At 64.5% G+C, this 24,725-nt stretch carries 23 protein-coding genes; 6 read left to right on the forward strand and 17 right to left on the reverse strand.

Annotation, left to right across the window (positions count from 1 at the left end):
- Positions 1-188 precede the first annotated feature (188 nt).
- Both glmS and glmM read left to right on the forward strand, forming a co-directional pair.
- On the forward strand, positions 189-2,012 hold the full coding sequence (glmS, locus tag ACR9ZN_RS29760; protein WP_481273921.1) for a glutamine--fructose-6-phosphate transaminase (isomerizing): 1,824 nt from the start codon (positions 189-191) through the stop codon (positions 2,010-2,012).
- Positions 2,013-2,301: 289 nt separating this feature from the next.
- Positions 2,302-3,645: a phosphoglucosamine mutase gene (gene glmM, locus ACR9ZN_RS29765; RefSeq protein WP_481273922.1), complete on the forward strand. Its 1,344-nt coding sequence runs from the start codon at positions 2,302-2,304 to the stop codon at positions 3,643-3,645.
- A 135-nt stretch (positions 3,646-3,780) separates the two neighbouring features.
- Here glmM and ACR9ZN_RS29770 read toward each other — a convergent pair whose 3' ends face one another.
- The 14 genes from ACR9ZN_RS29770 to ACR9ZN_RS29835 all read right to left on the reverse strand — a co-directional run bounded on the left by ACR9ZN_RS29770 (position 3,781) and on the right by ACR9ZN_RS29835 (position 18,618).
- Positions 3,781-4,227, reverse strand: coding sequence for an NUDIX hydrolase (locus ACR9ZN_RS29770; RefSeq protein WP_434955220.1), 447 nt, complete (start codon positions 4,225-4,227; stop codon positions 3,781-3,783).
- A 16-nt stretch (positions 4,228-4,243) separates the two neighbouring features.
- Positions 4,244-5,353 carry an aminotransferase class I/II-fold pyridoxal phosphate-dependent enzyme gene (locus ACR9ZN_RS29775; protein WP_481273923.1) on the reverse strand — a complete coding sequence of 370 codons (1,110 nt, stop codon included), beginning with the start codon at positions 5,351-5,353 and terminating at the stop codon, positions 4,244-4,246.
- 16 nt (positions 5,354-5,369) lie between these two features.
- Positions 5,370-6,635, reverse strand: a complete 1,266-nt coding sequence (locus tag ACR9ZN_RS29780) for a cysteine desulfurase-like protein (RefSeq protein WP_481273924.1) — start codon at positions 6,633-6,635, stop codon at positions 5,370-5,372.
- A 17-nt stretch (positions 6,636-6,652) separates the two neighbouring features.
- Positions 6,653-7,462, reverse strand: a complete 810-nt coding sequence (locus tag ACR9ZN_RS29785) for an inositol monophosphatase family protein (protein WP_454812937.1) — start codon at positions 7,460-7,462, stop codon at positions 6,653-6,655.
- The gene (locus ACR9ZN_RS29790; protein WP_481273925.1) at positions 7,449-8,180 is read right to left on the reverse strand and encodes an ABC transporter permease; all 732 of its coding nucleotides are present in this window, start codon (positions 8,178-8,180) and stop codon (positions 7,449-7,451) included. Before ACR9ZN_RS29790 ends, ACR9ZN_RS29785 begins: the two co-directional genes overlap by 14 nt.
- Positions 8,177-8,875: an ABC transporter permease gene (locus tag ACR9ZN_RS29795; RefSeq protein ID WP_454812941.1), complete on the reverse strand. Its 699-nt coding sequence runs from the start codon at positions 8,873-8,875 to the stop codon at positions 8,177-8,179. Before ACR9ZN_RS29795 ends, ACR9ZN_RS29790 begins: the two co-directional genes overlap by 4 nt.
- 173 nt (positions 8,876-9,048) lie before the next feature.
- Positions 9,049-9,855: a transporter substrate-binding domain-containing protein gene (locus ACR9ZN_RS29800; protein WP_454812943.1), complete on the reverse strand. Its 807-nt coding sequence runs from the start codon at positions 9,853-9,855 to the stop codon at positions 9,049-9,051.
- Positions 9,856-9,889: 34 nt separating this feature from the next.
- On the reverse strand, positions 9,890-10,660 hold the full coding sequence (locus tag ACR9ZN_RS29805; RefSeq protein WP_454812945.1) for an ABC transporter ATP-binding protein: 771 nt from the start codon (positions 10,658-10,660) through the stop codon (positions 9,890-9,892).
- A gap of 219 nt (positions 10,661-10,879) precedes the next feature.
- Positions 10,880-12,355 (reverse strand): MocR-like pyridoxine biosynthesis transcription factor PdxR, encoded by a 1,476-nt coding sequence (pdxR, locus tag ACR9ZN_RS29810; RefSeq protein WP_454812947.1) that lies wholly within the window; start codon positions 12,353-12,355, stop codon positions 10,880-10,882.
- 164 nt (positions 12,356-12,519) lie between these two features.
- Entirely contained in the window at positions 12,520-13,188 is a 669-nt protein-coding gene (locus ACR9ZN_RS29815) for an SDR family oxidoreductase (RefSeq protein ID WP_481274406.1), read from the reverse strand.
- Between the two features lie 292 nt (positions 13,189-13,480).
- Positions 13,481-14,899, reverse strand: a complete 1,419-nt coding sequence (locus tag ACR9ZN_RS29820) for a GH1 family beta-glucosidase (protein ID WP_481273926.1) — start codon at positions 14,897-14,899, stop codon at positions 13,481-13,483.
- Positions 14,880-16,535, reverse strand: coding sequence for an amino acid ABC transporter permease (locus ACR9ZN_RS29825; RefSeq protein ID WP_481273927.1), 1,656 nt, complete (start codon positions 16,533-16,535; stop codon positions 14,880-14,882). Before ACR9ZN_RS29825 ends, ACR9ZN_RS29820 begins: the two co-directional genes overlap by 20 nt.
- A 226-nt stretch (positions 16,536-16,761) precedes the next feature.
- The gene (locus ACR9ZN_RS29830) at positions 16,762-17,514 is read right to left on the reverse strand and encodes a transporter substrate-binding domain-containing protein (RefSeq protein WP_481273928.1); all 753 of its coding nucleotides are present in this window, start codon (positions 17,512-17,514) and stop codon (positions 16,762-16,764) included.
- A 36-nt stretch (positions 17,515-17,550) separates the two neighbouring features.
- The gene (locus ACR9ZN_RS29835; protein WP_481273929.1) at positions 17,551-18,618 is read right to left on the reverse strand and encodes a LacI family DNA-binding transcriptional regulator; all 1,068 of its coding nucleotides are present in this window, start codon (positions 18,616-18,618) and stop codon (positions 17,551-17,553) included.
- A 217-nt stretch (positions 18,619-18,835) separates the two neighbouring features.
- Here ACR9ZN_RS29835 and fghA point away from each other — a divergent pair, with 217 nt between their 5' ends.
- The 3 genes from fghA (at position 18,836) to trxA (ending at position 21,157) form a co-directional block, all read left to right on the forward strand.
- A complete protein-coding gene (gene fghA / locus ACR9ZN_RS29840) occupies positions 18,836-19,672 on the forward strand; it encodes an S-formylglutathione hydrolase (protein WP_441772671.1) in 837 nt (278 codons plus the stop codon).
- A 233-nt stretch (positions 19,673-19,905) separates the two neighbouring features.
- On the forward strand, positions 19,906-20,760 hold the full coding sequence (locus ACR9ZN_RS29845) for a class II glutamine amidotransferase (RefSeq protein ID WP_481273930.1): 855 nt from the start codon (positions 19,906-19,908) through the stop codon (positions 20,758-20,760).
- A 70-nt stretch (positions 20,761-20,830) separates the two neighbouring features.
- Positions 20,831-21,157: a thioredoxin gene (gene trxA, locus ACR9ZN_RS29850; protein ID WP_454812961.1), complete on the forward strand. Its 327-nt coding sequence runs from the start codon at positions 20,831-20,833 to the stop codon at positions 21,155-21,157.
- A 6-nt stretch (positions 21,158-21,163) separates the two neighbouring features.
- On the opposite strand, the gene ACR9ZN_RS29855 is transcribed toward trxA, so the two are convergent.
- A complete protein-coding gene (locus tag ACR9ZN_RS29855; RefSeq protein ID WP_454812963.1) occupies positions 21,164-21,838 on the reverse strand; it encodes an ArsR/SmtB family transcription factor in 675 nt (224 codons plus the stop codon).
- A gap of 102 nt (positions 21,839-21,940) precedes the next feature.
- Between ACR9ZN_RS29855 and ACR9ZN_RS29860 the strand changes: the two genes are divergently transcribed.
- On the forward strand, positions 21,941-22,450 hold the full coding sequence (locus tag ACR9ZN_RS29860) for a DUF2938 domain-containing protein (RefSeq protein WP_454812965.1): 510 nt from the start codon (positions 21,941-21,943) through the stop codon (positions 22,448-22,450).
- 8 nt (positions 22,451-22,458) lie between these two features.
- Here ACR9ZN_RS29860 and ACR9ZN_RS29865 read toward each other — a convergent pair whose 3' ends face one another.
- Both ACR9ZN_RS29865 and ACR9ZN_RS29870 read right to left on the reverse strand, forming a co-directional pair.
- Positions 22,459-23,676, reverse strand: coding sequence for an SfnB family sulfur acquisition oxidoreductase (locus ACR9ZN_RS29865; RefSeq protein WP_481273931.1), 1,218 nt, complete (start codon positions 23,674-23,676; stop codon positions 22,459-22,461).
- 223 nt (positions 23,677-23,899) lie between these two features.
- Entirely contained in the window at positions 23,900-24,712 is an 813-nt protein-coding gene (locus ACR9ZN_RS29870) for a MetQ/NlpA family ABC transporter substrate-binding protein (protein WP_434955239.1), read from the reverse strand.
- Between the last annotated feature and the right edge of the window lie 13 nt (positions 24,713-24,725).

Raw genomic sequence — 24,725 nt, forward strand, 5'->3', positions numbered from 1 at the left:
CGGGCGCCTTGTAAGGTGCCGGAAGCTTGCTCGAATGTCTGGCCAACCCCGTCATGCGGCTTTGCGCCGAGATGGGTGGCGGCCGCCTGCCGTTACAAAACATAGGGCATTTTGAATATGCCTACTATCCAGAGTTCCTTAATCGAAAACATCATTGTTTTGATTCGGACCAAGATAAGGTAGAGCACATGTGTGGTATTGTTTGTGTTCTTGGCAGCGAATCGGTGGCCATGCCGCTGGTGGATGCGCTGCGAAGACTGGAATATCGGGGGTATGATTCCGCCGGTATTGCAACCCTGGAGGGCGGAGCCATCGTCCGCCGGCGCGCCGAGGGCAAGCTGGTCAATCTGGAAGCCAAGCTCGGTCGGGCACCGCTTAGCGGTACCAGCGGTATCGGCCATACCCGTTGGGCGACTCACGGCAGGCCTACTGAAGACAATGCCCATCCGCATGCAACCGAGCGGGTGGCCGTCGTTCATAACGGCATCATCGAGAATTTCCGCGAATTGCGCGACGAATTAAGGGCCGATGGCGCCAGCTTCCAGTCGGAAACCGATTCCGAGGTCATCGCGCATTTCGTCACGCGAGAGCTGGAAAAGGGCCTTACGCCGATCGAGGCCGTGCAGGCATGCCTCAAGCGTATTCGCGGTGCCTTCTCGCTCGGATTCCTGTTCGCGGGGGAGGATGATCTCATCATCGGTGCCCGGCTTGGGCCGCCACTGGCGGTCGGCTATGGCAATGGGGCGATGTTCCTGGGATCGGACGCTATTGCTCTCGGTCCACTGACCAATACTTTCGCTTATCTTGAAGACGGCGATAGCGTCGTGATCACCCGCTCTACCGCGACTATCTACGATGCGGGGTTCAATCAAGTCGATCGCCCCATCCAGAAGGCGGAGATTTCGGCGGCCATCGTCGAAAAGGGCAATTATCGCCACTTCATGGCCAAGGAGATCCACGAGCAGCCGGAGGTGATTTCCCACACCCTGGCTTCGCTGATCGACATGACCAGCGAAACCGTTCGTCTGCCGGACCTGCCTTTCGATTGGAAGAACCTTAGCCGCCTTACCATCTCGGCTTGCGGCACGGCATCCTTCGCCGGACAGGTGGCGAAATACTGGTTCGAGCGCTATGCGCGCCTGCCGGTCGAGGTCGACATCGCCTCCGAGTTCCGCTACCGCGAAGCGCCGCTCGAAAAGGGCGGATTGTCGCTCTTCGTCTCGCAGTCGGGCGAGACGGCCGATACAATGGCAGCGCTACGCTATTGCCAGGAGCATGGCCAGCACACGCTTGCCGTCGTCAACGTGCCCACCTCCACGATGTCGCGCGAGGCGGACGCCATGCTGCGCACGCTTGCCGGCCCTGAGATCGGCGTTGCCTCCACCAAGGCCTTCACCTGCCAGTTGGCGGTGCTTGCCTGCCTGGCGATCGGTGCGGGCAAGGCCCGCGGCACGCTGACCGTCGAGGCGGAAAAGGAGCTGGTGCGGGCGTTGATCGAAGCGCCGCGCCTAATGACGGAGGCGCTCCGGCTCGATCATGAGATCGAGGCCTGCGCGCGCGACCTCACCAAGGTCAAGGATGTGCTTTATCTCGGCCGCGGCACCAGTTACCCGCTCGCCCTGGAGGGTGCGCTGAAACTCAAGGAAATCAGCTACATCCATGCGGAAGGCTATGCCGCTGGTGAGCTCAAGCATGGCCCGATCGCCCTCATCGACGAGAGCATGCCCGTGGTGGTCATCGCTCCCTTCGATGCGATCTTCGAGAAGACCGTCTCGAACATGCAGGAGGTTGCCGCCCGTGGAGGTCGTATCATCCTGATCACCGATGAGAAAGGCGCCGAGGCCGCTTCGCTTTCCGGTGCAAGGACGATCGTGATGCCGGCAATGCCGGAAGTGGTTTCGCCCCTGGTCTATTCGGTGCCGATCCAGCTGCTCGCCTATCACACAGCGGCGCTCGTCGGGGCGGATGTCGATCAGCCGCGCAATCTCGCCAAGAGCGTGACGGTGGAATAGGCACCAGATCGCCGAAGCGCCCTGCGATTTGACGGCATTACCTGGAATCGCAAGGGCGCTCTAGCCAATCCGTTGGATTGGCTAGGAAACAAAGCGTTGGAGCAGACGGGCGTTCAGCCATGAACGCGCCTTGCTCTGTGAGATTGCAGCATCGGGCCGGAACCGAGCCTCAAGACGGCAACTGGGCCAGCCCGATGCTGGTGCAAGCGGCGCAAGTAACGCGGAAACAATAATTGAGGCTCTGCAGTCAGGATGCTGCAGCCATGCCTCGAAAGCTCGGGGTTATCACATGAGTCGCAAATATTTCGGCACGGACGGGATCCGTGGCCTAGCCAATAGTGTCATTACGCCAGAACTGGCGATGAAGGTCGGCATGGCGGCCGGCCTTGCCTTGCAGCGCGGCGAACATCGCCACCGGGTGGTGATCGGCAAGGATACCCGCCTGTCGGGCTATATGATCGAGAATGCCCTGGTAACAGGCTTCACCGCCGTGGGCGTCGACGTGATGCTGCTGGGCCCGATGCCGACGCCCGCCGTGGCGATGCTCACCAATTCACTGCGGTGCGACATCGGCGTGATGATCTCGGCCTCGCACAATCCTTATGAAGATAATGGCATCAAGCTGTTCGGCCCCGACGGCTTCAAGCTGTCGGACGAGACCGAGCGCGCCATCGAGGCCCTGATCGACACCAATCTGTCGTCGCGGCTGGCTGGTTCGCGCGATCTCGGCCGCGCGCGGCGCATCGACGACGTGCATGCCCGCTACATTGAATTCGCCAAGCGCACCTTGCCGCGCGGGCTGCGTCTCGACGGCCTCAGGGTCGTGCTCGACTGCGCCAATGGCGCCGCCTACAAGGTCGCGCCCGAGGCACTTTGGGAACTCGGCGCAGATGTGATTACCATCGGTGTCGAGCCGGATGGTTTCAACATCAACCGCGATGTCGGCTCGACCGCTCCGAGGGCACTCGCCCAGAAAGTGCGGGATCTGCGTGCCGATATCGGCATCGCCCTCGATGGCGATGCCGACCGCGTCCTCATGGTCGACGAGAAGGGGCGGGTCATCGACGGCGACCAATTGATGGCGGTGGTTGCCTCCGACTGGAAGGAAGAAGGCAAGCTGACACAGCCCGGCATCGTCGCCACGGTGATGTCCAATCTCGGCCTGGAACGCTATCTCGGCGGGCTCGGCCTGCAACTCGAACGCACCGCGGTGGGCGATCGCTACGTGCTCGAACGCATGCGGGCGCAGGGCTACAATGTCGGAGGTGAGCAGTCGGGCCACATCATCCTGTCGGATTTCGCCACCACCGGCGATGGTCTGGTCGCCGCCCTGCAAGTGCTGGCGGTGCTCAAGAAGACCGATCGCCCGGTCAGCGAAGTCTGCCATCGCTTCGATCCGCTGCCCCAGATCCTCAAGAATGTACGGATCCGCCGCCGCAAGGTGCTGGATGATCCCAAGGTGGCCAGTGTGATCGAGGGCGCGCGCAAGCAGCTCGGGGATGGCGGCCGCCTGGTCATCCGCCCCTCCGGCACCGAACCGGTGATTCGCGTCATGGCCGAGGCCGACGACCGCGCCAACGTCGAAACGGCCGTGGACGAGGTGATAGACGCCATCACCAAGGCGGCGGCGTGAGGTTTTGGTGGCCGGGTCCCGGGACCCGACCACCAATGATCGCGATCAGGATGCACAGCGTGGCAATTCAACCTTGCATGAACGCAAAGCTGGATTGCTTCGTTGCTTCCGCAAGGACGGTCGCCATCCAATCTCTCAACGGGCGAATTTGCGGATGAGCGAGACGAGCTGCGGCTCGTCGATCAGCAAGGCGGCGTCCTCGGGCGAGAGCCATTTGCGCAGGCGTTGGGCTTCTTCGGGCCAGCTTTCAAGTTCGTTCTCGACCTTCAATGGATAGACGTCGACCTCGACCATGCCAAAATGGCTCTTGAAGCGCTTCCAATAGCGGTATTGGCCGATAGGCTTGCGCTTGATCTTGCCGAGGATCCCGGCTTCCTCCAGCGCTTCGCGCTCGGCCCATTTCCAGGTCTTGGGGCCTTCGGCCCAGCCCTTCGGGATGATGAAACGGCGGGTCTGGCGCGAAGTGAGCACCAGCACCTCGATGCCGCCGCCCTTGCGCCGGCGAAAAGGCAGGGCCGCGACCTGACGGAGCGCAGCGCCGCTCGTCAGTGATTTCTGGTCCCTGGCCTTGATCTTCGCCATTGCCCGCCGTTCCCGCTCAGGCACCGTGCTTGCGGATGGCGGCCGAGATCTGCGCCAGGCCCTGCTTCAGTTCTTCCTCGAGCGGATAGGCAAAGCCGATGCGCAGATGGTTGCGCGGCATCTCGAACCAGTGCCCGGGCCCGACATAGGTTCCGAAGCTTTCCAGCAGATCCTTGTAGAAGGCATCGAAGTCGAAACCGGGCGGATGGCGGAAGCGCGGAAAGCAGACCACGCCTCCCTTGGGTTCGACCCATTCGAGCTTGGGATCGCCCGCGATCCACTCGCGCATGATGGCAAGGCGATCGGCGATCAAGCCCGCCTGCTCCCTGAGGAAGGGGCCGCGCCGTTCGAGCACGCTGCCGGCGATCCATTCGTCCACCACGCTTCCGCAGATGCCGATCTGCTCCTTGGCGGCAAGGAAGCGCTCCTGCAGTTCGGCGTCGCGCGTGATGATCCAGCCCACGCGAATGCCGGGCACGCCATAGGCCTTGGAGAGCGAGGAGACGCTGATGGCGCTCGGGCTGAGCGAGGCCGCCACCGGCAGGATCCCGCCATGGCTGAGGTCGCGATAGGTCTCGTCGACCAGCAGCTTGCAGCCGGCCTGCTCGACCAGGGCGACCAGCCCGTCGAGATCGGCCCGGCTGAGCATGGTTCCGGTTGGATTATGCGGGCAGGTCACGCTGACATAGCGGGTTTCCGGCCTCATGGCCTCCGCCACCTTGACCAGATCGAGTGCGAAGCTGGTCTCGAAATCGAGATCGACATAGGTGATCGCGCAGCCGATGGCGCGGGGCGTCTCGATATTGGTGGCGTAATTGGGCCTGACCACCACGAGATGGTCGCTCGGCGACAGCAGCGTGGTGGCGATGATGAAGAGGGCGCCGGCCGCGCCCGCCGTCACAAGCACGTCGTCGGGCGAGAGGCCTTCATCCTGCGAGGCGATCAGCCGGCGCAGGCGCTCCTCGCCACGATGTTCGCCGTAGAATAGCGTGAGATCGGGAATATCGAGGCCGAAATCGGAGAGTTTTCTGTCACGGACCGAGCTCTCGGAGAGGTTGTAGCGGATACGGTCATAGCCATATTCCTCCGGCGCCTCCTTCTCGATCACCATGCGTGCATATTTCATTGCTGTTTTCTCCCACTCAGGATTTCGACGCGCAGCGGGCGAGCGCATCGAGGGTGGCGTCGACTTCGGCCATGCTGGTGTAGTGTGACAGGCCGAGACGGGCGACGCCGCCGGTCTCGCGCAGGCCGAGAGCGCCCGACGCCTCATGGGCATAGAAATCACCGGCCCAGCCGAAGATGTTGCCGGCGGCGAGATGCGCCATGGTCTCCTGCGGTGTCTGGCCTTCCAGGCGAAAGCTGAAGGTCGGCACGCGGGCATCGAGCCGGTTGCGGCTGGCGACGCCGAAGAGCTTGAGTCCTTCTATATCGGCAAGGCCAGCCAGGAAACGGTCCATCAGCTCCGCCTCATAGGCGGTGGCGGCCTCCAGGCCGGCGACGATCCGGGTCCGGAGCGGCTCACTTGCCTGCGTCCCGCCGAAAGCCTCGCCGAGCCAGGCCATATGCTCGATGGCAGCCTGCGTGCCGGCGAGGGCCTCGAAGGAGGGCGTGCCCGGGGCTAGGCGCCAGGGCATGTCCATGGCGGCGGGTCGGACCTTGAGCGGGACCAGCCTGTCGCGCAGCTCGGCGCGCACATAGAGCACCCCGGCATGCGGACCGAAGAATTTGTAGGCCGAGCAGGCGAGCAGGTCGCAGCCGATCGCCTGCACGTCGACCGGAATGTGCGGGGCGGATTGCACGGCATCCACCATGGTCACTGCACCGACTGCCTTGCCGGCGGCGACGATGCGGGCGACGTCGTTGATGGTGCCGAACATGTTGCTGGCGTGGTTGCAGGCCACCAGCCGGGTACGAGGCCCGATCAGCCGGTCGAGCGCCTCGTAGCGATATTCGTAAGTCTCGGGATCGAAATCGAGCCAGCGCACGGTAACACCGCGTTCCTCGGCGGCGATCAGCCAGGGGCCGACATTGCCGTCATGGTCCATGCGGGTGAGGACGATCTCGTCCCCGTCCTGCCAGTCGCGTGCGATCATGCGCGAGAAATGGAAGAGCAGCGAGGTGCTGTTCAGCCCGTACACGATCTCGTCGGCCGCCGCGCCGAGCAGGGCCGCAGCCGCCTGGTAGGCCCCGGCGAGGATGCGATCGCTGTCCTGCGAGGTGCGGAAGGGGCCGCCTTCGTTGGCGCAGCTGTCGATCAACACATGCGTCATTGCGTCGACGACGCGGCGGGGAACCTGCGAGCCGCCGGGCGCGTCGAGATAGATGCGAGGCTTGCCATCGTCGCGGAGGGAAAGCGCAGGAAAGGCGGCGCGAACGGCCTCGATGTCCCAAGTGCTTGTGGTCATGTCAAATCCTTCCGGCGTCAGCGGCTGGCGCGCAAAGCGGGAGCCTGCGTGGCGAGCCGAGCAATCACCTGCTCGTGCAAGGCCGGCGTGGCGCTGGCGGCAATAGCCTGACGGCCGGAGCGGATGGTCAGCTCCTCGCCCTGCCAGGTGCTGATGACGCCGCCGGCATTGCGGATGATCGGGACCAGCGCGCAATAGTCGAAGGCGTCGAGCCCGCCATCGGTACTGATGTCGAGCGCGCCATCGGCGACGCGGCCATAGGCATGGCAGCCGCCGCCATAGACGCACCAGCGAGTCCGGCTGCGCAGGTCCTGGAAGGCGGCCTGCTCGGCCGCGTCGAAGGGCTCGGGATTGCCATTGGCGAGGATGGCGTTTGTCAGCTCGGTGCAGGCCCGCGTTCGGATGGGCCTGCCGTTCAGCGTGCTGGGAATGCCGTCCGCCCCGATCCAGCGCTCATGGGTGACGGGATTGTCGATCACACCGAGCACAGGCACGCCGCGATAAGCGAGGGCTACCAGCGTGCCGAAGGTCGGTAGGCCGGTGATGAAGGCCTTGGTGCCGTCGATTGGATCGATCACCCAGACCCATTCGGCGTCGAGGTCGGTTGATTCGAACTCCTCGCCGAGAATGCCGTGCCCTGGATGTTGCCGCATGATCTCCTCGCGCAGCCGCGCTTCCACCCGGCGATCGATCTCGGTGACCGGGCTGGCGTCATCCTTGGTGAGGAAATCGCGCTGGTTGGCCAAGGCCTCGCGGATGATGGCACCGCTGGCATCGGCGAGAGAATCGGCGAAGGCGGCGAAGGCTTCGAGGTCAGGTCGTTGCATGGGAGCTTTCGGAGAGGTTGGTACGCGACTGGAGAAGGGGGCGCCTGTGCCGGCTCAGCCGGTGCTCGAGCGCACGCAGGGCCGAGGTGAGGACATAGGTGATGACGAGATAGATCAGCGCGGCGGTGATGAAGAGCTCGTAGGGGGCGAAGGTACGCGCCACGATGGTGTTGGCGACGCCGGTTAGTTCCATCACGGTGATCGTGCTGGCGAGGGAGGTCGACTTCAGCATGCTGACGACCTCGTTGCCGTAGGCCGGCAAGGCCAGGCGGAAGGCGTGCGGCAGGATGATGCTGCGATAGGCGAGGGCGGTCGACATGCCGCAGGCGCGGGCCGCCTCGATCTCGCCGGCCGGCACGGCCTGGATCGCGCCGCGCAGGATATAGGCGGTATAGGCCGCGGTGTTCAGGCTGAAGGTCAGGATAGCGCAGACCCAAGCCTGGCGCAGATAGGGCCAGAGGGCACTGTCGCGCACCACATCGAACTGGGCGAGGCCGTAATAGACCAGGAAGATCTGGACCAGCAGCGGCGTGCCCCGGAAGAAATAGATGTAGCAATGCAGGATCAGGCGCACCACGGCGTTGCCGTTGATGCGCAGGATCGCCACCGGAATGGCGATGAGCATGCCGCAGGCGAGCGAAGCGGCCAGGAGCTGCAGCGTGATTGCCGTGCCCTTGAGCAGGGCCGGCAAGCTTTCGAGCATGAGATCGAGGTTCATTGCGCGAGCTTCCTTTCGCCGCGCGCGGCCCAGCGCTCGAGGGCGTCCACCGCCGAGGTGTTGACGATGGTCAGGATGAGATAGGCGAAGGCGGCGATGACGTAGAAGCGGAAGGGGTCACCCGCCACGGAGGTCGCCATGGAGCTGACACGCATGATCTCCTCCAGGCCGACGATAGAGATCAGCGAGGTGTCCTTGATCAGCGAGATCCAGTTGTTGCCGAGGCCCGGCAGGGCGTAGCGCCACATCAGGGGCAGGCGGATATGGATGAAGCTGGTCAGAGACGACATGCCGAAGGCCTGGGCGGCCTCGACCTCGCCTTTCGGGAGAGCCAGGAAGGCACCGCGCAGCACCTCCGAGGCGTAGCCGCCGAAGACGAGGCTGAGCGCGAAGACGCCCGCCGGCAAAGCCGGGATCTCGACATAGGCGGCATCGGGCCGAATGGTCTTCATCAGGGCCGTCAGCGCGACGGTGCCGCCGAAATAGACGATCAGGATGATCAGGAGTTCGGGCGTGCCGCGCACGACCACGGCAAACCCCCGGCCGAGGCCGCGTAGGAAGGCGTTCGAGGACAGTTGCGCCAAGGCCCCCAGCATGGCCCAGACGAAGCCGAGCAGCAGCGAGAGCACGGCAACCTCGATGGTCACCAGCAAGCCGAAGGCGATCTGCGTCCCCCAGCCCAAGAAGAAATCCATGGCCAACACGCTCCGACAGCGGGGTTGGAAGAGAAGCCAGCGCAGCTGACGGCGAGGCTTTTGGGGTTGCTTGCGGTTCGTGCCCCGTCATCCCCGGCGCCACCGGAGGTGGCCCCTTCCCACAGCCTATGGCCGTGCCGGGAATGACAGAACATATGCCTGCCAGCGCTGCCCTACTGGGTTGCCGCCGGCAGCACGTTGAACGACCAGTATTTGTCGTTGATGGCCTTGAAGGCGCCGTCGGCGAACATGGCCTTCAACGCGCCATCCACCTCGTCGCGTAGCTTGGTATCGTCCTTCCTCAGGCCGATGCCGACGCCGGGCCCGAAGAATTCCACGTCGTTGATTTCGGGGCCGACAAAGGCGTAGTCCTTGCCCCGCGGCTTATCGAGGAAGTCCTGGGCGAGCTTGATCGGTCCGGCGAACACCAGGTCGACGCGCTTGGAGGTGAGATCCAGCAGCATGTTGTCGACGGTGTCGTAGAGCACGATGTCCGCATCGGGGAACTTGTCGCGCATGTATTTCTCATAGGTCGAGGAGCGCTGGATGGCGATCGCCTTGCCCTTGATTCCGTCCGGATTGGCCTTGCCGTCCGCCGTCAGCGGCGTGAGGCTGGAGCCCTTGGCGGCGATGAAGCGGGCCGTGGAGGAGCGGTAGGGCAGGCTGAACTCGATGCTTTTCTTGCGCTCGGCGGTGATCGACATGCTGGCGGCCAGGAGGTCGAACTTGCCCGCCATCAGCGCCGGGATCAGCGAATCGAAGGGCTGGCAGACAAAGCTGATGTCGGCGCCGATGCGCTTGCCCACTTCCCGGGCGACGTCGACGTCGAAGCCCTGCAGGGTGCCGCTGGCATCCTTGAAGTTGAAGGGCGGATAGGTGCATTCGCTGCCCACCCGCAACTCCCGGGCCTGGGCCATGGAGGCCAGGCAAGCCAGCGAAGTCATGGCCCCGGCGGCCAGAAGGATGGCGATCTTCTTCATGGAATTCCCCTCCATTGTTCTTGAAGCTTCGGATTCACAGTACGCGTTGCAGAAAGGCGCGGCAGCGCTCGGATTTCGGCGCACCGAACACCTCGCCCGGCGGGCCGCGCTCCTCGATCACGCCCCTGTGCAGGAAGACCACCTCGGCCGAGATCTCACGGGCGAAGGCCATTTCATGGGTGACCACGATCATGGTGCGGCCCTCCTCGGCCAAGGTGCGCATCACGCCGAGCACCTCGCCGACCAGTTCGGGGTCGAGGGCCGAGGTCGGTTCGTCGAACAGCATCAGCCTCGGCTCCATGGCAAGGGCCCGCGCGATGGCGACGCGCTGCTGTTGGCCGCCCGAAATATGGGCTGGGTAGTGCGAGCGCTTCTCCCAAAGGCCCACCTTGGCGAGATAGGCCTCGCCGCGTTCCAGCGCCTCGCGCCGTGACAGGCCGAGCACCTTGATCGGCGCGATGGTGACGTTGTCCAGCACGGTGAGCTGGCTCCAGAGATTGAAATTCTGGAACACCATGCCCATGCGGCTGCGCAGGCGATTGATCTGCCTGGCGTTCAGCTTGGTGCGATCGCCGCGCCGGTCGAGCGTGATCTCCTCGCCCTCCACGGCGATGGAGCCGGCGCTTGGAATCTCCAGGAGGTTCATGCAGCGCAGGAAGGTGCTCTTGCCCGAGCCGGAAGCGCCTATCATGCTGATGACGTCATGCGTGCGGGCGGTGAGATCGACGCCGCTCAGCACCTCAAGAGTGCCGAAACTCTTGCGAATACCCGTCGCGCGAAGCACGACTTGTTCTTGATTCCCCATGGAATGTCCCGTGCTCCAGAGCAAAACGCGTTCAAGTGTGAACGCTTGTTTGCTCTAACTCTTTGGTTGGACGCGTCTTTGCGATTCTTGGTGACGCCGTTAAATCGCAAAAACGCTATAGCGCGGTGGTGTTTGCACGAGATTGGGCGACTTGCCGGTCGTACCCAAGAGCCAATTTCGAGTGGCGATACAGTCCAATTCCGCCGCGGGAACGAGGCGTCAGCCAAGCTCTTCGATGGTGCGGGCCAGGATTTCGGCGTAGCGGCGGATGCGTTTGACCGGATTGTTGCCGAAGCCGAGCACGAAGCCGTACCGCTTCAGCGCGCTGCGGCAGTAGCGCGAGAGGGGCGGGCAGTCCATTTCGTGATCGAGCAGCCTCTTCGAGACGGCGCGGTCGTCGAATGGCTGATGCGACCGGATGGTGAGGTGGAGCCCGGCCCTGACGTCGGGAACGATGAAATCGCTGCCGAGCCGGTCTCGCAGGCAGTCCGCCAGTGTCCCCGCTCTTTCGCGGTAGATCGCCCGCATGCGCCGCAGATGCGAGGCAAAATGGCCCGAACTCATGAATTCGGTGACAAGAGCCTGGTCGGGCAGCGGCGCGTAGAAGGAAAAGATGCGCTGGGCCAGCTTGAAGGCCTCGATCAACTCCGGCGGGGCCACCAGATAGGCGAGCCTCAGCCCGGGCGCCAGCACGCGGTTGAAGGAGCTGGTATAGATCACACGACCGGAATTGCCGGCATAGAGTGGAGCAACCGGCGCACCCGACCAGCGTATCTCGCTGTTGAAATCATCCTCCAGGATCCAGCCATCCTCCGCCACGGCCCAATCAAGCAGGGCCTGTCGGCGCGGCGCGGACATGGTGCAGCCGAAGGGGAACTGCTCGACCGATGAGACGATGGCAAGCCGAGCCGGCAGGCTGGATCTGATGATGGCGGTGATGTCGAAGCCCTGGTCGTCGACGGGGACGGGCTCAACTCTGAGGCCACAGGCCGTCAGTGTTGCCAGTTGGGTGACATGGCAGGGGTCCTCCAGCAGGACGCGCTCGCCCTGGTTCATCAGCACATGGGCAGCCATGGCAGCCGTCTGCACCGTGCTGGAGAGGATGATGACCTGTTCGGGGTGGCAGAGGATGCCGCGCGTCTCCTCGAGATAGGCGGCGATCTGCCGGCCGAGCGGCAGTGTTGCTCGGGTATAGTCGTAGCCCGTATGCGAGGCGGCATGGGCACGCCAATGCTGCCCGGCAAGGCGCGCGAAGACCTCGTAGGGGAGTTCGTTGAGGGCGGGGATGCCGGGGCTGAGGCCGAATCTCTCGATGCGCTCCGGTGGAACGTCCAAGGCGAGCAATGCTTCGGCGTGTACCGAAGGACGAGCGGGGCGGCGCTTGCCGGCGGGCTGGATGATCGCCGGACGCAGCACGTGATCTTCCGGAAAGACCTGTTCCACGAAAGTGCCGGAACCGACGCGCTTCTGCAGATAACCTTCCGTCGCCAGTTTCTCATAGGCCAACACCACCGTGCTGCGGGAGATGGCGAGTTCGTCCGACAGCATGCGGCTCGGCGGCAGGCGTGCGCCGCGGGGGATCCGTCCGTCGGCGATCAATCCACGCAATTGGGCGAAAAGCTGCTGGTAGAGGGGGATGGCGGAGCCGCGCTCGAAGGAAATCAGGTTCCAGGCAGGATAGTTGAAGACTTCCATCGGCTTCCCAGCGGCGTGATCGTCCGGCCGGCCAGGCGGCTGCCTCGCGACGGCAGCGATCGGGCGTCGCTTCCCGGCCCGTTCTTCGTCGCCATGCCTGTGATTACACGTTCAGCGACGCCGCGGCCATATCGTTCATCCGATGCGTTGTCGCACTGCGTGTCTCACCAGGCGATCGGCCGTCCATCGAAGGCCTGGAAACTGCCACTGTCGGCCAATGTGGCCCGGTCGATCAGGCCCTGCAGGGCTGCCGCGCTGTCCGATACCGGAATTTCGGCTTCGATGCCGCCCATATCGGTTCGTACCCAGCCGGGATGGAGGGCAAGTACGGTGATGCAATCGGGCTTGAGGTCGTGGGCCAGCTTGGCCGTCGCCATGTTGAGCGCTGCCTTGGAGCAGCGATAGGCATAGTCGCCGTCATCATCGCCGATCATGCCTTCGGCGATGGATCCGGCGCGGCTCGAAATATTGGCGATGATCCGGCCGCCTCCCGCCCGCAGGTTCGGCAGGAGCGCCCGCGCCACCAACAGGGGCGCGAGGGCATTGACACGCATCACCTCGATGAAATCGTCGGCGTCGAGCGTGGCGAGGCCATCGACGTCGCCGCGGATGCCGGCATTGTTGATCATGAGGTCGAGCGGGGTGCCGGCGAGGCTGGCGGCAAGCTCGGCTATCGAGGCCGGGCTGGCGACATCGAGCCGGCGCCATTCGAGGCCATTTTCGTCAGGGGGCGGCGTGTCGGCGCGGGTGCAGGCAATCACCCGCCAGCCCGCGCCGGCATAGTGCCGGGCCAAGGCCAACCCAAGGCCACGCGACGCGCCGGTAATCAGCACCGTGCCGGGCGTAGGGGTTCGTTCTGGTGTGCTGTCGAATTCACGCATCTTGATCATGCCGAGTGGAGCGCGGGAGTCCCTCCCCGGTTTCGGGGAGGGTGGACCGGCCAAGCCGGGCCGGGTGGGGTAGGGTGGCGCGACCATACTTTTTCCGGCCCGCCCCCTTCCGTCGCTGCACCGCATCGATGTCAGGAACATCTTCGTCTTCGAAGATATTCCGGACTTCCCCGAAGTCGGGGAAGGATACCCGCGCTCTATCCCGACATCTTGCCGCATATGAATCAGGTCGCCGTCAGCCAAGTTGGGCGCTCTGCGCCGGCTGGACGACGCTCCGGGCCTGATCCGCGATCTGGGCATAGACCTCACCCGAATATTTGATCCTCCGCTCCTGGGTTGCAAGATCGACATGGGTGATGCCGAAGGGCGTGGTGTAGCCATAGGCCCACTCGAAATTGTCCATCAGTGTCCAGGCGAAATAGCCCTGCACCGGCACGCCCTCTGCCGCGGCCCTGGCGACCTCGGCGAGATGGTCGACATAATAGAGCGCGCGCTGGTCGTCCCAGATGCGGCCGTCGGCGGTCACGGTCTCGGGGGCCGTGGCCACGCCGTTCTCGGAAATGAAGATACGCCTGGGCCGGTAGTTGGCATGGACGTGGTGGAGGACGTCGTAGATGCAACGCGGCCAGATCTCGTAGTCGACGGCGGAATAGACGCCTTCGGGCTGGATGCGCCTGTAGTTGAGCGGCGTCAGCTCGCTGCCCTCGGCGATCACCGAGCGGCGGTAGATGTTGACGCCGAGATAGTCGACCGGGGCGGCGATGACGGCGTTGTCGCCGGGCCGGATTTCCGGCAGCATCGGGCCGTAGAGCGCCAGCATGTCCTCGGGATAGCTGCCCTTGAAGACGGCGTCGAGGAACCAGCGGTTCTGGGCGCCGTCGAAACGCCGGGCGGCGGCGGCATCGCGCGGATCGGCGCTGGCCGGCTCGACCACGTTGAGGTCGAAGACGATGCCGACGGAGGCTTCGGGCGCTTCTGCGCGCACGGCCGGCACGGCGAGGCCATGGCCGAGCAAAGCGTGATGGCTGGCGGCGACGCCGCCCTTGGCGCCGTCATGAAGGCCCGGCGCGTCCTCGCCAGTGGCATGGCCAGACCAGCAGAAGGTCCAGGGTTCGTTCAAGGTGGTCCAATGCTTGACGCGGTCGCCGAAGGCGCGCGCCACCACCGAGGCATAGGCGGCGAAATGTTCGGAGGTCTCGCGATTGTACCAGCCGCCGCGGTCCTGCAGGAGCTGGGGCAGGTCCCAGTGATAGAGGGTGAGATAGGGCTCGATACCGGCTTCCAGCAAGCCGTCGATCAGCCGGTCGTAGAAGGCGACCCCCTCGGTGTTCGGCGTGCCCGTCCCCTCGGGCAGGATGCGCGTCCAGGCCACGGAAAAGCGATAGGCGTCGAGGCCGAGTTGCTTCATCACCGCAATGTCCTCGCGCCACAGATGATAGTGGTCGCAGGCTACCTCGCCGCTGCTGGCATCGACGATCACGCCGGGCTTGCGGCAGAAGCGGTCCCAGATGCTCTCGCTCTTGCCGTCGAGGTCGTGGGCGCCCTCGATCTGGTAGGCGGCCGTGGCGGCGCCGAAGACGAAGCCCTTGGGGAAGACCAGGCTGCGGGCGCGCGTTTCCAGGGCTTGCCGGTCGTTAGCGATGCTTGACGTCATATTTTCTCTCGATGGTGTTGACCAGGCTCGCCGCGGCGAGGGTCAGGACGATGTAGAAGATGGCGGCGGAGTTGTAGGGTGCGAAGGGCAGGAAGCTCGCCGACTGGAACTCGCGCATGCGCTGGGTGATGTCGCGGATCGACAGGATGGAGAGCAGCGAGGTGTCCTTGAGGATGGCGATCAACTCGTTGCCGAGCGGGGGAATGATGATGCGGAAGGCCTGCGGCAGCACCACCAGCCGCGCTGTCTTCCAGCGTGACAGGCCGATGCTGCGGGCCGCCTCGATCTGCCCCATCGGGATGGCATTGATGCCGGAGCGGAAGATTTCGGCGAGGTAGGCCGAATAGGCGAAGGCCATGGCGACGATGCCGCGCAGCAGGTTGGGCGGATCGAGAGCGCCCTGGGTGGCGTCCTTGAGCGCGCCGCTGAGTGGCAGGCCGATATAGAGCACGATCACCAGCATCGGGATGCCGCGGATGATGTCGACGATGAACTCCGAGCCGATGGCGAGCGGGTGGCGGAAATTGAGATGGCCGCCGAAGGTGAGCAGGCCGAGAATGATGGCGAGCACCGCGAAAGTGATGCCGGCTGAGCGGTCGCGATCGTTCAGGAGTTCGGTCTGCCAGAGCACCGGCAGGTCGCCGGGCCGGGCGGAGGCCGGGACGAGGGCAGCCGAGACGTCCTGTTTCCTGGCGATGGCGGCAAGAGCCTCGGGCGAGCCGGCGAAGCTGCGCACCGGCACCGGCGCGTTAGGCCCACCGGGAAAGTCACCCTCGCGTACCGAGGCGATCAGGCTGGAGGGCGTATTGCCGACGACCGCCACCTTGCCTTCGAGCGTACCGGCCAGGACGTAGCTGTCGCGCGGCTGCATCAGGAACCAGCCCGCAGCCACGGCAAGCGCCAGGGTGAGGGCGACGAAGATCAGGCTGGCGCGCTCGCTGTAGCGCAATTGTAGGAGGCCGACCCAGACGAGGCCGAGCAGGGCAGCCAGGAGATAGGCGGCGACGGCGGCGCGGATGGTGGTGGCGACGCCGGCCGCGAAGGCGACATGCGCAAAGAAGAACAGGCCGACGGCGCCGACGCCATTGACAAGGCCGAGGATCCAGCGCCCGGCACGCCGCACTTGCGTTTCACGCTCCGCGTTCGGGCGCCCGCCGGCGAAGAAGAGGCCGAGGCCCAGCAGGGTCAGGCCGAGATAGGCAGGCAGCAGCCAGGCTTCGGCATGGCCCAGCATCATATCGGCGTCCGGGGTGAGCTGCCGCGGCGTGACGCCCTTCACCACCAGAGCCGAGGTGAAGGGGTCGACGGCATTGGCCAGGGCCGAGGCGAGATAGGGATGCGTGAAACCGCCCAGCGCGATCGCCAGCGCGGCCGCGAGGGTGAGGCCGGCGGCGATGAGGGCGAGGCGCGGCCTGTAGGCATGGGCGCGTGAGAAGAACAGCACGGCGAGCCCGGCCGAAAAGGCGACGGCCAGGGCGGCGAAGCCGGGCACGAAGGCGGAAGAGCCGTTCTCGACGCCGAGGATCGCCCGCAGCGAGCGCTGATAGTCGCGCGATGTCGAGAAAAGATAGATGATGAAGGGCAGGGCCGTCAGAATGATCAGATTGCTGGGGCGGATGCGTCTGAGAGTGTTCATTCGGTCCTCCCCCAACGGGGCGATCGCGGTTTCGATGTGAGCCGACACGACCCTCCCCTGGAGGGGGAGGGTCGGCCTGAAGGGCCGGGGTGGGGTGAAGATGCTTGGGGTGTAATGGTAAAAGCGGCTCAGTCTTGCGGAGAGCTCAGCCCAACCCGACGCTGCGCGTCGACCCCAGGCCATTCCAGGGGGAATGGCCGACCCCTCCAGGGGAGGGGCGGGCGCTTTATTTGGCGCCCCAATATTTGGCGATCAGCTTGTCGAGCGTACCGTCGGCCTTGATCTGCTTGATGCCTTCGTTGAAGGCCGCGACATTGTCGTCGCCCTTGCGGAAAACGAGGCCGAGAGGGTCGGATTCCAGGCCCTTGATGCCGACCACGAGGTCTCCGGCGAATTCGCGGTCGTAGGCCGGGCCATTGGCGCCGTTGATGACGACGCCGTCGACATCCTTGTTTTTCAGGGCGATGACGGAAGCGCTGAAACTGTCATAGGCCACGACATTGTCCTTGCCGACGATCTTCTCGGCGACCTGGGCGTCGGTGGTGTTGGCCTGGGCTGAGAGCTTCTTGGCCTTGCCCTTGAAGCCATCGAGCGAGATGTCCTGGTCTGCCACGCGCACCAGGATCGCTTGGCTGTTGACGATATAGGGATCGGAGAAATCCATCGCCTTTTTGCGTTCGTCGGTGATCGACACGCCCGAGGCGACGAGGTCGAAGCTGCCCTGGTCGAGGGCGGCGAAGATGCCATCCCAGCCGGTGGTCACGAATTCGGCCTTGCAGTTGATCTTGACGCAGATCGCGTTGACCACGTCGACGTCGAAGCCGACGATCTGGTTGGTGGCGGGGTCGACGCTTTCCATCGGCGGCGAAGTGGTGTCGGAGCCGACCTTCAGGAGTTTGCCGCCGAGATCGGCAGCCTGCGCGCTGCCGGCGAAGACCGACAACAGCAAGGCGGCCGTGATCGCGTTCAGTTTTTTCATGGTTTCCTCCTCCATTGGTTTTGTTGGTTCTATGCGTCAGCTCTTGCGGCTGCCGAGATCGTCGGGTTGCCGGACCACCAGCTCGGGCCTGAACACCTGTTTCAGCGCCTCGGGCCCGGTGCCGGCCATGCGCTGCAGCAGGTATTGGCCGAGCAACCGCCCGCAGATCTCGATGGGCTGGTAGAAGGTGGTGACCGGCGGGTTGAAATAGGCACTGACATTGATGTCGTCATAGGCGATGACATCGACATCGGTGCCGATCTCGCGCCCGAGGCCGGACAGGCCCGAGAGCACGCCGAGCGTGGTGGATTCGTTGACGCAGACGAAGGCGGTCGGCGGGTCGGCGCGGCCGAGCAGCTCGATCGCGGCCTTGCGGCCGAATGCCGTCGAAAGGTCGCCTTCGACGATCAGATCTGTGGATGCGGAGAGGCCCGCCTCGGCGAAGGCACGGGTGAAGCCATCGATCCTGTCCATGGCGTAAGACAGGCGCCGCCGCGGATTGACCAGGGCGATGCGCCGATGGCCGCCGGCGATCAGCCTGGCGGTAGCGGCATGGGCGGCCCACTCATTGTCGATATCGACGTAGGCATAATCGAGCTCCCCACGGCAGCGCCCGAGCGAGACGAAGGGGAAGTCCCGGGCCACCAGGAAATCGACGCGCGGGTCGTCGGCGAGAATCCCCGAGAAGATCAGGCCGTCGGCGAGGCCCTGCTCGACGATGCGGCGAGCAACCTCGCAGCCATCGGCCGCGTCGCGGATGACATGCACAGAGATGTTGTAGTCGCTGCCGTCGAGGGCCTGGCTGATGCCGCTGAGGATCTGGGTATATTCGACGCCGTCCCACTCATAGTCGGGGGCGGCCGTCACCGGCATCAACACGGCGGCCTGGTAGGTCTTGCCGGTGCGCAGCGCCATGCCGCGCGTATTGGCCTGGTAACCGATCTCCTGGGCAGCCTTAAAGATTGCCTCCCGCGTCTCCGGGGCAACCACGGCATGGCCACGCAGGGCCTTGGAGATGGTGGCGATGGAATAGCCTGTCCTGTCCGCCAGCGTCTTGATGGTGGGCGGTGCGGGGCGCGACGGTTGCGAGGTTTTTCCGGCCATCCTCCCCTCCGGGTCTGACGATTGCAGGATTCTGATAACAGCGAATAAAAACGTTTTCAATAAAAATAAAAACGTTTTTATTGCTGATGAGAGAGCGTTGGAAAGGTTGCCGAAAGATGCCGCGGCATTTAGCGCGGGGCTGCAACCGGCTCGAAACTCGACGGGGGAGGGCTGAGGTGGCTATGGTCGGCTCGATTCTGAGCGAAAGGCCTAGCCGATGAAAACCATCTCAACCTCGCGATCGCATGGCGGGACCCAGGGCGTCTATTCCCATGCCTCGTCGAGCTGCGATTGCGAGATGACCTTCGCGGTCTTCGTGCCGCCCCAGGCCGCGGAGCGTGCTTGCCCCGTGCTTTGGTATCTGTCAGGCCTGACCTGCACGCATCAGAACGTGATGGACAAGGGCGAATATCGCCGCCTCGCCGCCGAACTCGGCCTGATCGTGGTCTGCCCCGACACCAGCCCGCGCGGCGAAGGCGTGCCGGACGAGAAGGACAATTGGCAGTTCGGCTTTGGTGCCGGCTTCTATCTCGACGCCACGCAAGAGCCTTATGTCCGCAACTACCGGATGTATTCCTATCTTACCCAGGAACTGCCGGCCCTGATCGGCGAGCATTTCCCGGCCGACATGGCGCGCCAGTCGATCTTCGGCCATTCGATGGGTGGCCATGGCGCGCTGACCATCGCGCTCAAGAACCCGCAGCACTACAAGAGCTGTTCGGCCTTCGCGCCGATCGTGCAGCCAAGCACCGCAGGCTGGTCCAGGCCAGCCCTGGAGAAATATCTCGGCACCGATGAATCTGCCTGGCGTTCCTATGACGCCACGGCCCTGATCACCGACGGCCATCGCTTCGACGCCTTCCTGGTCGACCAGGGCACGGCGGACGGCTTCCTCAAGGAAGGACTGCGGCCCTGGCTCCTGGAAGAGGCCTGCGCCAAGGCTGGTATTACGCTGACCCTGCGCATGCAGGAGGGCTACGACCACTCCTACAATTTTATCTCCACCTTCATGGACGACCATCTCGCCTGGCATGCCGAACGCCTGAGCCGGTGAGGGAAGGTGGCGCCCGGCATGCTGCTCGGGCGTCTCCTCGCGGGTCGGTGTCGATGGCCGGCCTGGTCTGTCCAAACTGAAATCCGTCCTGCGCGTGGCGGCGTGCGCATCCGCGCTTTGCGGGCTGCGGGACTCTCCCGATAGAGAGTTGACGGGGTGCCTTCCTGAAACTATCATTCAATAGTTATATTGAATGATAGTTTCATCTATCCATTTTCGGATTGGAGGTGCCGATGCCACAATTGATTGGCGTGAATGCGAGTCATGCCGAGGACCTTGCCGTGGCCTTGTCACTGCTCGGAGCAGCCGAGGAAGGGCTCTGTCCGGACCGGCAGGGCTGGGGCATCGCCTTCCATGATGGCCGTGCCGCGCGCATCTACAAGGAAGCCGGGCCGGTCAATCACAACGCCATGCTGCGAATACTCAGGGAGAGAACCTTCACCGCCACCAGCATGGTGGGGCAATTTGGCGAGAAGGGGGTCGACGAGAGCCAGCCCGGCTTCAGCCAGCTTCGCCCCTTTGACCGGGAATTGGCCGGACGCTCCTGGGTCTTCGCCCATGCCGGCTCGCTGCCGGGCATCGGCGAGCCTGTGACGTCAAGGTTCCGTGCGCTCGGCGACAGCGATTCCGAACGCGCGTTCGTCCTGCTGCTCGAGACGCTGAGCGGCTGGAGCGGGGGTGGCGATGAGCTCGACACAATGCTGGATCGCTTCGCCGATACCGTCTCCGCCATAAACGCGCATGGCACCTTCAATTTCCTGCTCGCCGATGGCGAGCATCTATTCGTGCATGCCCATACCAGCCTGCACGTGCTGGAGATCGAAGGCGAGCGGCCGATGCGGCTGATCGCCAGCTATCCATCAGAGGACGCGCGGGCCTGGGCCTGCCTGCGGCCCAACACGCTGGCGGTTTTCCGGCAGGGCCGGCTGCTCGGGCGGCGCGCCACGCGGGGCCAAGCCCCGGCCAGCGCGTGGCAAGACGATGCGGCCAGCTTCGAGGACATGGCCGCATGCCGGCGCAAGGCGACTGAAGAACGGGCACGCCAGGCCGCCCTTTATGGCGAAGGCTTCCAGTTCGAAAGCTGCTGAAGGCCGTCCGCGATTTCGGGATCGGCCCGCCATGGCCAGTCCGCCAATCCTTTTCATCATGGAGTATGCAATGTCGATCACCACCTTGACCAAAAGCAATTTCGAGGCGGAAGTCATCAAGAAGCCCGGTGTGAGCGTCATCCGCTTCTGGGCGCCCTGGTGCGGCCCGTGTCGGATGATGGAGCCGCTCTATCAGGATCTGGCGCAGACGCTCGCCACCAAGGCCGCCTTCGGTGAGGTCGAGATCGATGCCGAACCCGAGATCGCCGGCGCCTTGGGGATTCGCAGCATCCCGACGGTGATCGTCTTCAAGGACGGCCGTCCGGTCGACCAGATGGTCGGGCTCGGGCCGAAGAGCAATTATGTCAGCCTGATCGAGCGCCAATTGGCGGCCTGAATCTGGTCAAGCGGCTGTGGTGGCTGCCTTCGTCTCCAGGCCCACCGCGCTCCAGGCCGGATAGCCGCCGTCGAGGCGGCGCACCCGCATGCCGTGCGCGCGCAGCATTGCGGTGGCGTCGAAGGACAACACGCAATAGGGGCCCCGGCAATAAGCGACGATCTCCTGGTCCGCCGGGAGCTCGCCCAGGCGCTGCTCGAGCTGCTCGGCCGGGATGTTGATGGCGCCCGGCAGATGGCCGAGCGCATATTCATCCTCGGGGCGGACATCGAGAAGCACGACGACGCCTTCGCGCAGGCACGTAGCCAGTTCCTCCCGCGAGATCGCCTGCAGCTTGTCGCGCCGCTCGAAGCTGTCGGCGATCAGGGCGCGGATCTCGGCGCGGTTGTACTCGGCATAGGCCCTGAGGGCGGCGAGCAAGGGCTGGATCGGACCATTGCCGAGCCGGTAGAGTACATGCTTGCCCTCCCGTCGCGTCTGCACGAAGCCCGAACGGCGCAGCTGCTGCAAATGCTGGGAGGCATTGGCGATGGAGAGATTGGCCAGCTCGGCCAGGCGTTCCACCGGCCGTTCACCCTGGGCGATGTGCTCGAGCAGGATGAGGCGATGGGCATTGCCGAGGGTGCGGGCAAGCTCGGCGAATTCGCCGAGGATCTGCATCTGGGGATCTGAGTCGCTCATTGACGGAAGACTAGATGATCTCTAATAATCAATCAATTTATTGAATGATTTATTATCTTCTGCCCGCCGCGAAGACGAGTGGGGCCGGAAAGGAATGCTGCGATGGTGAGCGGGGTAGGTGAATTGCTGGTGTCGATGCTGCTGGTGGGCATCGGCGCCACCATTGTGATGGATCTGTGGGCGCTGCTGCTCAAGCATGGATTCGCCATAGCCTCTCTCGATTATGCCATGGTCGGGCGCTGGATCGGGCATCTGCCGCGGGGTCGCCTCGTCCATGCCGGCATCGGCCGGACGGATGCGATTCCTGGCGAAAAAGCCATCGGCTGGCTTGCCCATTATGCCATCGGAGTCGTGTTTGCCGGCCTGCTTCTGACCGTGGTCGGGCCGGATTGGCTCCGGCATCCCACGCCGCTGCCGGCGCTGGTGTTCGGCGTCGTCAGCCTGGTGGCGCCCTTCTTCATCCTGCAACCTGGGCTGGGGGCAGGTATCGCGGCCCGCAAGACGCCGAACCCCGGCATTGCCCGTCTGCGCAGTCTGGCTGCCCATCTCGCCTTCGGCGCCGGTCTTTATGTGTCGGCGTTGCTGATCCGGGCGCTCGGCTGGGTGACCTGACGGGGCGTTCAGATCCAGGAATGCAGCGGCGGCTGCACGCCGTTGAGGTAGAACTGGCCGACGGCGTTGTATTTCCAGCGCACCGGATCGTGCAGCGTATGGGTGCGGGCGTCGCGCCAATAGCGGTCAAGCCCGTGCCGGGCCAGGGTCGAGCGCGTGCCGGCGAGTTCGAACAGCTTGTTGGCGGCGAGGATGGCGATCTCCGTGGTGAGCACCTTGGCTTCCGCCACGGCCACCTTGGCAAGGGCGATCGAGTGCTCGCTGGTATCGGCCAGGGTTGCATCGAGCTGCCGCCCGGCCCGCCAGAGCAATTCCTCGGCCGCGTGCAGGCGAATACGCAGATTGCCGATTTCGCCGATGACATAGGGATCCTCGCGGGCGGTGTCGCGACCGCTGTCGATCCAGGGACGGGCCTGCTCGCGCACGAAGTCGATGGTGGTGGCGAGAGCCCCGCGCGCGATGCCGGCATCAATAGCCGCATGGATCAGCTGGCTGCGCGGACCGGCCGCGCTCGGACGCTCATAGACCAGATGGGCCTGCAGGACGCGCTCGGCTGGAATGGCGACATTGTCGAGCGTCACCGTGCCACTGGCGGTGGTACGCTGGCCGAAGGCAGACCAGTCGTCGATCACCGAAAGGCCTTCGGCGTCGCGGTCGGCAACGGCCACTACGATCCGCCCGTCCTCGTCGAGAGCGACGATGGGCACGAGATGGGCGAAGAGGGCACCGGTCGAATAGAATTTGCGGCCGTTGACCCGGAAATTGTCGCCCTCACGGCTGAGGCGCGTCTCGAAGCTCTCGACATTCTTGCCCTGGAATTCGGAGAAGGCATTGCCGAGGCGATGGCCTGATAGCACCAGGGCGAAGAGGTCTCGCTTCTGCGCCTCGCTGCCGGATCCTTCGATGACGTCGAGGATCTCGAACTGGTTCTGCGGGATCTGCGCGAGCGAGGGATCGGCCGCCGCCAGGATGGCGAAGACCCGGGCCACGGTGACCTGCGAAACCCCGGCGCCGCCATGGATCCTGGGAATGGTGATGCCACCGAGCCCGCTCTGGGACAGGCGGTCGAGCTCGGCCACCGGATGGCGACGCTCGCGATCGCGTTCCGCCGCTCCCGCGGCAAAACCGGGCGCGAGGCTTTCGGCAACCGCAATGGCCTCGGCATCGTCGGCGATGACGTGAGCCGGCGTGGCGGGACGGGCAGGGGAGGTGGAGGATGCGGTCACGGGGGGCTCCGGGAGGGGAAGGGGACGACAATCCGATTGGCGCGAGTTTGTTGGATTGAGGCACGATCAATCCTTCCCCGGCTTCGGGGAAGGTGTCGCTGCCTAGCAGCGACGGAAGGGGGCGAGCGGCATAAGCTATGCTAGTTGCGCCACTCTCCCCCACCCGGCCTCGCTGCGCGAGGCCACCCTCCCCGAAACCGGAGAGGAATTCCTGCGTGCGCGTTCAGAAGGCCGGGAAGATCTGGCCCTGATAGCGGGTCTTGATGAAGTCGCGCGTGGCGTCGCTGTTGAGGGCCTTGGCCAGGATCTTGATGGCCGGCTTGTCCTTGTCGGCCGGACGGGTCACCAGATATTCGCCCCAGATGTTGCGGCCGTCCTGGCCACGGTCGATATAGAGCGACTTGTTGACGTCGAGCTTGGCCTCCAGCACGTAATTGCCGTTCAGCGCGCCGAGATCGACCTGCGACAGCGCCCTCGGCAGCATGGCCGACTCAAGCTCGACGATCTTGAGATGCTTGGGGTTGTCCGTGATGTCCTTGAGGGTGGGCAGCGGATCCTCAGGCGTCTCCAGCTCCGGCTTGCCCTTCAGCTTCAGGAGGCCGACCTTCTGCAGCAACAACAGGCCCCGGCCGCCATTGACGGGATCGTTGGGGATGGCCACCGTCGCGCCGTCCTTGAGTTGGTCGATGGCGGTGATCTTGCTGGAGTAAGCCACGAAGGGCTCGACATGAACCGGCACGATCGGCACCAGGTCGGTGCCGCGCTGCTTGTTGTAGTCGTTCAGGAAGGGCCGGTACTGGTAGTAATTGGCGTCGAGCTGGCCCGAGACCAACTGGGCATTGGGCTGGATATAGTCGGAGAAGACCTTGATCTTGAGGTCGAGACCTTCCTTCGCCACGATCGGCTTGACGAATTCCAGGATCTCGGCGTGCGGCACGGCGGTGGCGCCGACGGTGAGTGTTTCCTGCGCCCGCGCCGAGGTGAAGCCGAGAGCGAGCAGGGAGGCGATGACGGGCAGCGCTTTGAAGATGCGCATGGGAGGTCCTTCC

It is taken from the genome of Labrys sp. HAY1-8F (genome assembly GCF_056754975.1).